Origin of the sequence: Eikenella sp. HMSC061C02, from assembly GCF_001809035.1 — a bacterium.
GTDB lineage: Bacteria > Pseudomonadota > Gammaproteobacteria > Burkholderiales > Neisseriaceae > Eikenella > Eikenella corrodens.
On sequence record NZ_KV795512.1, the window covers coordinates 1 to 8,839 of the forward strand.

Here is an 8,839-nt window from a genome sequence, read left to right on the forward strand (position 1 = left end):
GGAATTTAGGGCTAATCTACGTCAGCCCCTTTTTCAATGCCCGGCAGGTGTTGCCGCAGCATGGGCGCGGTATCGTCCAGTTCCAGCCCGATTTTGCCGTAATCCCGCTCGATATACAGACAGCCGTCATATATCCAGCATTTAACCGCTGCCGTAGGATCTTGTGAGAAGCCGAAGTCCAGCCCGAAATATGGGCCGTCCCAATCATCGCGCGGCGTGAAGGCTTTTTCTTCGTACTTACCACGGAAAATCTGGGCTTCGTTTTTGGTGTTGTATTCCCCAAGCCATACATGGCCGAATGACTGCGGGTTATATTTGCGGTCGTACTCCATTTCCCGGCGCAGCTCATCCGGCAAGTGTGGGTTATCGTAATAGTTCACGTGAACCAAGCACACTTCATCCGAACCGTTGGCAATCGCTTCGTTAAAGAAAGCATCGACTGCATCTGTTGACTGTTCAGGATTCCATGTTACCCAAATTTCACTACCCGGGGCGCGGATAGTAGGGCGTAGCAGTTGGAAGCTGTGATGCGATAAGCTCTGCCCTTCTTCCACCCATGCAATATCAAAGCCTTCTAATGATTTGATACTGTCAGCGGTGTGGTCTTGCATCCCCTGAAAAATTATCAAGCCGCCGCCCGGGGTGCGGATTTCATCGCGGGTTATCTCAAACAGGTGTGATAGTCCGAATTTTTGTATTTTGCTTTCAATCAGCGCTTTTGCTGAAAACTTAAGTGATTTCTGAATTTCGCGGATACACACCACCTTTAAACCGGGGTGCAATATTGCTTGCTCTATCAGCGACTCCGCCCGCTCGTGGGATTTACCTGAACCGCGCCCGCCTTTCACGCCTTTGTATCGGCATGGCTTCAACAAAGGGAGAGACCAGCGCGGGGTATCAATGCTCAGGTTCATTCTGTTTGGGGTCAATCACAATACGGGTAATGGTTGTTGGAGTCATGCTGCCATCAGAGCTTACGTTATCCACTACTTGAGTTTCACGCCAACCGGCTTGAGTTTTTAAAAAGAAGATTGCGGCGGCCATATTTCCTTCGCGTGCCTGCTGTAGCAAGCCTTGCGCTACTGAGTCGATGGCCTTTGCTCTCCCTTTTTTATATCTTTCAGAAACCTCAGGCTGTCTTTTCTCAATTTCGATGAATGTTGTTTGCGACATACCGAAATAATCAGCAATCTGCGCTTTTGACAATACCGCAGCCAATGCCTCTACTTGTTCGATTTGGGCTTCGGTTAGCTGTTTCTTTGGCCTGCCGCCGCTTCCTTTCTTGCTTACCATTTAAACCACCTTTACCACAGACAGCGCCGTCAGTCTGAAGGCGGCTGTTCCTCTCTTGAGCTACACCAGCAAATGCAAAAAGCCCGAATGCAACAAAGCACTCGGGCTGGAATTCTACATCTTTTACCCACGGGAAAACCCCCGCATGGGTAACGATTGAATAATACGCCTCTGATAACCGAAATGCAAGTGTTCCTATGTTATCTGTTGCTGATTTATTGCATTTCAAAAGCGAAAGGCCCCGAAAACCGGAGCCATAACGCCGACCAGGGAACCCCCAATCCTTGGGCATTTATCCTTCAATGTATTCCCCTTCCCAAATAGGCATTCCAGAATCTATTGCGGTTAGATTTAATTCCATTTGGAGGTGGACACCCACTGCGATTTGAGAATATTTATGTAATTTTTCAATTAGTGCATGGTTACCACTTAATACTTGCTCCGGTGTTTGTTCACCAATACCAGTCAAACGGAAGAATACCATGTATTCTGCTTTAATTGAGAAAATATTCTCGTTCTGTCCGTTAACAGCTCTAAACCATACTGTAGGGCGAAGCAAAATCTGGTCATTCTCTTCATTCAAGAAGAGCTTCCCTGGAGTAACGGTAAGCCGCCTGGTTATTTCTGATATATCAATACTCTTTTCCGCAACCTGCCGATTTGACGTACCCTGTTTAACATCAAGTATCTGAATTTTCATCTTATACTTCCAGTGCTAGCGGTCTAAAGTTTCCGATGTGGTAAGGTTGTCGCTTAGATAAGTTGGTTATAGGGGAGGCGGATGTAATATTCAAAACCCGTCCATATTCTGCTTGCAGCTTAGACTCGGTTGAAATCACAATCTTTTCATCCAGCGCAAATAGCATGGAAACCATTGTCTCGATAGTCAGATTATTACTACCCCCCATAATCCTAGAAACAAGAGATTTACTTTTGCCCGTGAGTTTGGCTAGGTCGGTATAGGAGAGTTTCTTTTCATCCAAGAGGTTATTCAGCATGATGGCGAAATCTACTTTTACCTCTTCTTGAGCTTCTATTAGCTCGTAATTTTCTATTTTATTCATGGCACTAAATGCTCCAAGGACAACATATTTTGTAGTTGCCGATAAGTCTTTTCCAAATCTGCCGGCTTAGTTTTCTGCCATTTTTTCAGCACACTATGGCTAAGCAAGAAGCAACCTTGCAAGTTTGGAGTGCTTACACAATAAATGCGAATCGGTTGTTTAATAAACTCATACACTTGAATGCCGTGTATCTTGCCAGCCTTGTGAAACATCTGTGATGGCAGCTGCTCACCGCGAGCGAAACGCTGCATAATAATCCGGATGCTGGCCGCATGACGGACAGTTTGAGCGGATTGCTGATAGTCATCCAGCTCACGTTCCAAGCTGGATACTTCTTCCCCATCTTCGCATAGTACGCATAAAGGGCGTATGCCATTGTATAGCAGTTTAGGTTTCATTGTACACTTATAAGTAAACTATAGGCATCAAATTTATCAAACAACACACCTGAGTAAATCAAGTTTCATCATACCCTAAGCCAAATAAAAAAAGCAGCCCGAAGGCTGCTCGTGTTGTGATGAATACATCACGCGTTCAATTGGTGATAGCGGGCTTTCTCCGCGCTATCGCCGTCCCTGGGGAAGTATTGGAAATACTCGTTATCGGGCACACTGATGCCTGCCTGTTCGGCCACGTTGCGCAGGAACATGATGCTGTCGGCGGCATGGTCGTGCAGGGTGGCTGCTAGGCGGCGGTTCAGGCTGCGCAAGGCTGCCCGGTGCCGGTAGAGGAATTCGGCGCAGTACAGGCTGTTGATTACAGCGCCCTGCAAGTTGCGCAAGGGTTTTGGCTGCAAGTTTTCAGGTAGCCTGTCCAACACTTCGCCGTTCAGCCCGCTTTGTAACGTGAGCGAATGCACATAAGCCACAGCAGCAGGCAACAACGGGGCGGCGATTTGGTCGATATGCGCCACGCCGAAGCGCTGATGCACCATGCGGTAGGCTGCCGAATAATCGATACCGCAGCGGGCGACCAGCAGCTTGACCGCATCCACCAGGCCGCGCCGCTCGTCTATTGTGGTTTGGGTTTCCAGCTTGGGGCTACCTGAAACATCTTCCTGCGTGTCGAGAAACGCGCGGATAACTTTCAGCGAGAAGGCCGGGGAAATCCACATGCCGTAGTGAACCACCAGCTCTTTGCAAACGAAAGTGCCAAGTTTTTGTTTTTTCTGAATAGCTCGAATTTGAGCTTTTTCCAATTCAGCAATTAAATCAGCAGTTTGCTTGTTGCGCAGCCAGTTTGCTGGTTTATTTTTTTCTAAACCGCCTGCTGCTCGATGTAAATCATTGAGAGAATAAAGGTTGTCGAATTGACGGATAGCCACATTGGCTACAGAGATTGCGTTCATGATGAACTCCTAGACAGATTAGTTAGTGATTGCCGCTGAATAGGGCGGCGGGCTTCAACTACCGTGTCTAGACGGCTCGCAGTATTCCCCGAAGGTGTTGTATTTCTGCGTATAGACCCGCCAGAGAAACTTGGCGTTTTGTGCCGCTAATCTCATGCAAGGAGAGAGCAACGAAACCGATAGGCACAAAAAATGCGCACTGACGGGGCGGATATCCGCTAGACAATTAGTAGTGCGCTCATCATAAACAAAACCCCCTGCGAATGCAAGGGGTTTCAGTTTAAATGCTATTATGATGGGTTTATTCCGCTCTGATAGAAGTACCATCCTTAAATAAAACCACTTCCGGCTGATACTTAAACGTTAGTTCGGATGTCGGGGTGCTGGCAAATTTCATCGCATTATCCATAAACCGATTGATTGGGGTGCTGCCATCAAAAGTATAATCCCTCCCAACCGGGAGCACGCCGCCAATATCAGAAAAATCAAGCTTTAAATTTGTTCGGTATAACTCATCCCCAAATTTGTCGTAAAAAATGGCCGTGCCTTTTGTTCCAATGATGTCTTTATCCGATTTATTGGTAACAGTAAATACCACTTCAGCGGTTATGCTGTCGTACTCATCAACTTTTTTCTCATGCGATACAAAAACAAATGAGGCGGCAGCATTCATTAAAGTTTCTTTTTGAGTATATTCCTGCTGTGCCTTTTGCTCTGCATTTTTACGTTCGGCTTCTGCTTTTTCCTGTTCGGTTATAAATCTCTTTTGTCTCTCAATAGCTTCACCAACAGTTACGCCATATCCGTCATTATTTGACAGGCCAGGCATTATCCTACTCATCTCCACGCGGATAATATATGATGCCAACAATTGTTTATCCTCGTCGTTTAATGTTTTCAACTCGCTAGAATGAAGCTCTACATCCTCTTTATTGTTTAAAACAATGGATTTAGGGTCGGAGCATGCTGCCAAGAATAAAGCAATAAAACCCGCCAAGATAATTTTCTTCATACCATCTCTCCAAAAAAGTTAAGACTGTAAACGCAATCTTAACAAAACCATTACAACCGTTCAAACAACAACTCGAAATCTTCCCCCGCCAGTTTGCGGATTTCCTCCATCCAGTACATCAGCCCTTTATCTGTTTGGGTGTGGACTACTCGTTCCCCGTGGATAGCAAACGCCTGCTGTAGCTGCTCTTCGTAGTCAGCTTGAGATTTTGCGCCCATGCCGAACGAAACCTTAATCATCTTCTGCATGGACTGTGGAACTTTGCCCCATGCTGTCAGTCCAAGCCAAAAGGCATCTTCGCCGTAACCTCTCCATACAGCTTTTCGCGGAGCAGTTGGCGAATCAGCGGGCTAAGAGAATCGTAGCCACGGATAGCGGCCAGCGTTTTCAAGTCAGCCTTGAGCTTCTCCGGTAGGTGGAGCTTGACCTCTTCAGTGCACTTTTCTCGTTTCATGGCCTAGCCCCAAAGATTTTCTTGTACTCTTTAGGGAATTTGGTTTTCAGATAATTGTTTTGTGCCAATGGGATACCGTTCTTTTTCCATTGGGATACTGCCCCTTTGGAAATACCGCACAAGCCGGCCACTTTGGACGTGCCGCCTAGTAGTTCAATAAACTCAATATGTTTCATTTTCTTCTTTCATCTTAGAAAACTTGACTAAAGTATAGGTTACTAAACATACAAAAGTCAAGCACCCTAAACAATATTTCGTTTAGACTGCTAAACGATTTGATAGGATATTGAAATGAATACGCTTAAAGACAGATTAGAAGAGCTGATGGCTGAGCATGGTTTAACCACACAGCAGCAGCTTGCAGACTTTGCCGGAGTATCAAAAGGACTGGTTGGACAATGGTTTAATGGAAGCACCGGGTTAGGCGCGAAGCCGTTATTAGCCTTCGGAAAGAAAACCCGCTTCTCTACCCAATGGCTGGCAGATGGTACGGGCGAAAAATATCAGGCAGACTCCACCAGCAAACCGATAGAATCCAACGCCACCGCTTTCGCCGTGGTAGAAACATGGCAGGACGGCACGCCGCTCAACGATGCGGAATGTGAAGTGCCGTTCCTGAAAGAAGTAAGATTGGCCGCCGGGTCAGGTTCGTTTGAAGCATCCGACTTCAACGGCTACAAACTGCGCTTTCACGAATCCAGCCTGCGCCGCAAAGGCATCAACCCTAAAGACGTGGTATGTGTATCCGCTGATGGCAACAGCATGGAGCCGGTATTCCCGGACGGCGCTACGCTTGGTGTGGACACCAGCCAAAAGCACATTAAAGACGGCAAGATTTACGCCATCAATCATGACGGCTGGCTACGCACCAAAATCCTTTACCGCCTGCCCGGCAACAGAATCCGTATCCATAGCTACAATGAAGAGGAGCACCCAGACGAAGAAGTCGATGCATCCGATATCCAAGTCATAGGCCGCGTGTTTTGGTGGAGTGTGTTGGATTAAAAATGTTGCTAATGCGGCGCGATAATATCGATAGGACTTTTGAGATTCTCAAAAATAAGCGGTTTGATTCTCCTTGGTCGCCCGGAGATTACGATGCCGGCATGAATTTCCTAGGCGTACAAGGAGAGCTGAAGGTTCACGAACTACACTACAGAACGGCAACACTGTACTTTGAGTGGTTTGGCGAAGTATCTGCGCCGCGTAGAAAAGAGGATTACAAAAACCTTAAGCCAAATGTGCTGTATGACTTTGATGGATCTGGTAAGCATTTTGCCAACCCAGATCCAAGGTATCTATTACCCGTTGGTTCAAGCGGCTTAATCTTAAAGCATATCCAAATCGATGACGAAGCCACGCTATTGCGGCTGTGGTGTGCGCGAAATATTCCAATGCCATGCCAGCTATCTAAAATCCCGATGCTGCGGCAACGTTATCTAAGCAAGGCATGGCATGAAATATATTTGATAAACCAGAAGCTAAGAAAAACAAAGTTTACGATTGATGTGGCGTATAAACCTGTGAATTAAATTTATGCAGTTATATATTAAAGTAATATTTTATAAATATCTATTTATAATAAGGAATTTAGATGTCTACTGACTTCAGATTAAGATATTTCAAGATTGAACAATGCGGATATTTCAATGGCTCGCACAAGAATCCGCAAGGGCATGATTGTATATTACAAACATTACATGACTTGAAAGAGTATGTATCAGGAAAATCTATTCAAGAAACAGGCATCTCGAACGAAGATGAAGAGCCGACAACCTTCATTTTAGATATTGAGAACAATAATGAGTTTTGGATTATATCCCTTTGGAATAAGACCGATAAAGCATCGTCTGATGAGGTTGTGTCGCTTAATTTATCAAGCAAGATTGGGAAGATAGAATCAGAAGAATTGACAGCATCCAAAGGAAAATCTTTTGGTTTCGTAAGCTATATTCTTATCTGCCCTGAAAAGAGATTCTATGCAACGCTTATGCCGACAGGCGCTTCATTTGCAGGGAGGGAATCGTTTGAATTGTATATTAAGAACTTCTTATGGATTAACCCTAAAGTTGTAGAAAAGAAGGTGGTAAAAATAGACGAAGAAAATGAAGAGCTTAATATTGAACGAACAGAATTTAAACTACCTAAGAAGATTCCCGGAACAATCACTCCGCGTTTTGTTTGCAAGCTGCTGAAAAGCCCTTCAGAAGTAGAATATGTAATTAAAAATTACGACCAAATTATCCGTATTAAAAATAATTGTACCGTCAAGGTAACGAAGGGCACGTCAAAAGGAGCATTGGAAAAATATCTTCCCAAGCTGTTTGGGAATACGGGGTTATTTGCACCCTTAGAGACCATCAGAATTAAAACGGAAACTAGTGCAGGTTTTAGAAATGCGCAAGACCTAAAAAAATGGATTACCGGGTGGAAGAAGGCTGCGATAGACCCGGAACAGGATAATTGCGGGTTCGTGCTTCGTGGTGATTCGAGGACCTATTGGATACATGGAAACATCGTTACCAAAACGATTCCAGCCAATGGGTTATACAAGGTAAAAGGCATTTACCAGGCTATTCAGATTCTTGATATTATGTTAAAATCCAAAGAGTTAATAATATCTGAATATACGGCAAATGTGGGTTAAATGGATATTCATACTGCTGTCTGTGGCAATCGTCAGCGCCGCCGCATTTTATGGTACAGCAGTCAGGTTTAGTGAGCAGTGGGCGCTTTACGAAGCACTCCGCTCCACCGCGTCCATTATTTTTGCCGTTGCCGGAGTATGGTTGGCCATCATCTATCCAGACAGGCTAAAAAGCCCCTACACCAAGTCATCTGCCGACCCTATCTACCGCAAAGGGTTTAAGCAGCTTTTCTCCCCAGTTATCCATTCCATTGCCGTTCTTGTAGCTGTATTGTTGGTTGGGATACTAGCCCCTTTGGTCAAACAGATTCCTTTAGCGCTATCCTACATGCATCTACTCCGGGCGGTATCGATGGCTTTTTTGGCATTACTGACAACGTTCCAAATCTACACTGTGCTTTCCGTACTGATTCCGGTACTCAACATCTTAGATAAACACGACCAAGATGCCCACGTTGTCGATATATTAAGCTCCCACCTGCACGAATAATCCACCAGCCCGCCCCGCGCGGGCTTTTCTTTTACCCGTCAAATCCCATCCAACTGTAAACCAGTAGTTGACTGTTGCCGCCATGCGCGGCTTTTTTGTTGTCTGTGAAAAATAAATTCTGTTTTAAATCAAAGAAAAGTATAGTTTTCTATACTAATTTTGTTTAGTACGCTTGACTTAATATGTTTAGTTTTCTATACTACGCCCAACGAAATACGAAACAGACCGCACGAGTCAAGCCCTAGCGGGATACAAGAGGGCAAGCCCAGTTTAAAAGCTGGGGGCAAGGCCGATAAGCCCTAGCGGGCAGCAGAACAAAATTGGCGAGTAAAAGCCGAGGCGAATTTTTAACAGAGCCATTTCAAAGAGATGGCTTGATTAAGGATTTGTAGATTACCTAGTGCGCCGCCTTGAGTTCCTATGCCGAGGGGAACCTTGCAGCAATTCGCGTGTTCATGCGCTCGAGTAAGCATGTACACCTTGCGGGGCGCAGCCCATATCTCAGCGCCATCTTTAACTATGCCAGAGAGC

The 8,839-nt window shown here is 45.4% G+C and carries 14 protein-coding genes; 4 read left to right on the forward strand and 10 right to left on the reverse strand.

Annotated elements, in window-relative coordinates:
* Nucleotides 1-11: 11 nt before the first annotated feature.
* The 10 genes from HMPREF2541_RS01430 to HMPREF2541_RS01475 form a co-directional block, all read right to left on the reverse strand.
* On the reverse strand, nt 12-914 hold the full coding sequence (locus HMPREF2541_RS01430) for a PBSX family phage terminase large subunit (protein WP_083296744.1): 903 nt from the start codon (nt 912-914) through the stop codon (nt 12-14).
* Nucleotides 898-1,293, reverse strand: coding sequence for a helix-turn-helix domain-containing protein (locus HMPREF2541_RS01435; RefSeq protein ID WP_070541358.1), 396 nt, complete (start codon nt 1,291-1,293; stop codon nt 898-900). Before HMPREF2541_RS01435 ends, HMPREF2541_RS01430 begins: the two co-directional genes overlap by 17 nt.
* Nucleotides 1,294-1,585: 292 nt before the next feature.
* On the reverse strand, nt 1,586-1,993 hold the full coding sequence (locus tag HMPREF2541_RS01440) for a hypothetical protein (protein ID WP_070541360.1): 408 nt from the start codon (nt 1,991-1,993) through the stop codon (nt 1,586-1,588).
* Nucleotide 1,994: 1 nt separating this feature from the next.
* The gene (locus HMPREF2541_RS01445) at nt 1,995-2,357 is read right to left on the reverse strand and encodes a helix-turn-helix domain-containing protein (protein ID WP_064087208.1); all 363 of its coding nucleotides are present in this window, start codon (nt 2,355-2,357) and stop codon (nt 1,995-1,997) included.
* A complete protein-coding gene (locus tag HMPREF2541_RS01450) occupies nt 2,354-2,755 on the reverse strand; it encodes a hypothetical protein (RefSeq protein ID WP_064084468.1) in 402 nt (133 codons plus the stop codon). Before HMPREF2541_RS01450 ends, HMPREF2541_RS01445 begins: the two co-directional genes overlap by 4 nt.
* Nucleotides 2,756-2,883: 128 nt before the next feature.
* A complete protein-coding gene (locus HMPREF2541_RS01455) occupies nt 2,884-3,705 on the reverse strand; it encodes a KilA-N domain-containing protein (RefSeq protein WP_070541362.1) in 822 nt (273 codons plus the stop codon).
* Nucleotides 3,706-4,006: 301 nt separating this feature from the next.
* Nucleotides 4,007-4,717, reverse strand: a complete 711-nt coding sequence (locus tag HMPREF2541_RS01460) for a DUF874 domain-containing protein (protein ID WP_070541364.1) — start codon at nt 4,715-4,717, stop codon at nt 4,007-4,009.
* A 50-nt stretch (nt 4,718-4,767) separates the two neighbouring features.
* A complete protein-coding gene (locus HMPREF2541_RS01465) occupies nt 4,768-4,965 on the reverse strand; it encodes a hypothetical protein (protein ID WP_070541366.1) in 198 nt (65 codons plus the stop codon).
* A gap of 26 nt (nt 4,966-4,991) precedes the next feature.
* Nucleotides 4,992-5,171 carry a ribbon-helix-helix protein, CopG family gene (locus HMPREF2541_RS01470; RefSeq protein WP_070541368.1) on the reverse strand — a complete coding sequence of 60 codons (180 nt, stop codon included), beginning with the start codon at nt 5,169-5,171 and terminating at the stop codon, nt 4,992-4,994.
* A complete protein-coding gene (locus HMPREF2541_RS01475; RefSeq protein WP_064084449.1) occupies nt 5,168-5,347 on the reverse strand; it encodes a Cro/CI family transcriptional regulator in 180 nt (59 codons plus the stop codon). The genes HMPREF2541_RS01470 and HMPREF2541_RS01475 overlap by 4 nt, the downstream gene beginning before the upstream one ends.
* Before the next feature lie 115 nt (nt 5,348-5,462).
* Between HMPREF2541_RS01475 and HMPREF2541_RS01480 the strand changes: the two genes are divergently transcribed.
* The 4 genes from HMPREF2541_RS01480 to HMPREF2541_RS01495 all read left to right on the forward strand — a co-directional run bounded on the left by HMPREF2541_RS01480 (nt 5,463) and on the right by HMPREF2541_RS01495 (nt 8,308).
* Nucleotides 5,463-6,176 (forward strand): XRE family transcriptional regulator, encoded by a 714-nt coding sequence (locus tag HMPREF2541_RS01480; protein WP_070541370.1) that lies wholly within the window; start codon nt 5,463-5,465, stop codon nt 6,174-6,176.
* 101 nt (nt 6,177-6,277) lie between these two features.
* Nucleotides 6,278-6,703 (forward strand): hypothetical protein, encoded by a 426-nt coding sequence (locus HMPREF2541_RS01485; RefSeq protein ID WP_070541376.1) that lies wholly within the window; start codon nt 6,278-6,280, stop codon nt 6,701-6,703.
* A 62-nt stretch (nt 6,704-6,765) separates the two neighbouring features.
* On the forward strand, nt 6,766-7,818 hold the full coding sequence (locus tag HMPREF2541_RS01490; protein ID WP_070541372.1) for a hypothetical protein: 1,053 nt from the start codon (nt 6,766-6,768) through the stop codon (nt 7,816-7,818).
* Entirely contained in the window at nt 7,808-8,308 is a 501-nt protein-coding gene (locus HMPREF2541_RS01495; RefSeq protein WP_070541374.1) for a hypothetical protein, read from the forward strand. Before HMPREF2541_RS01490 ends, HMPREF2541_RS01495 begins: the two co-directional genes overlap by 11 nt.
* The last annotated feature ends 531 nt before the right edge of the window (nt 8,309-8,839 follow it).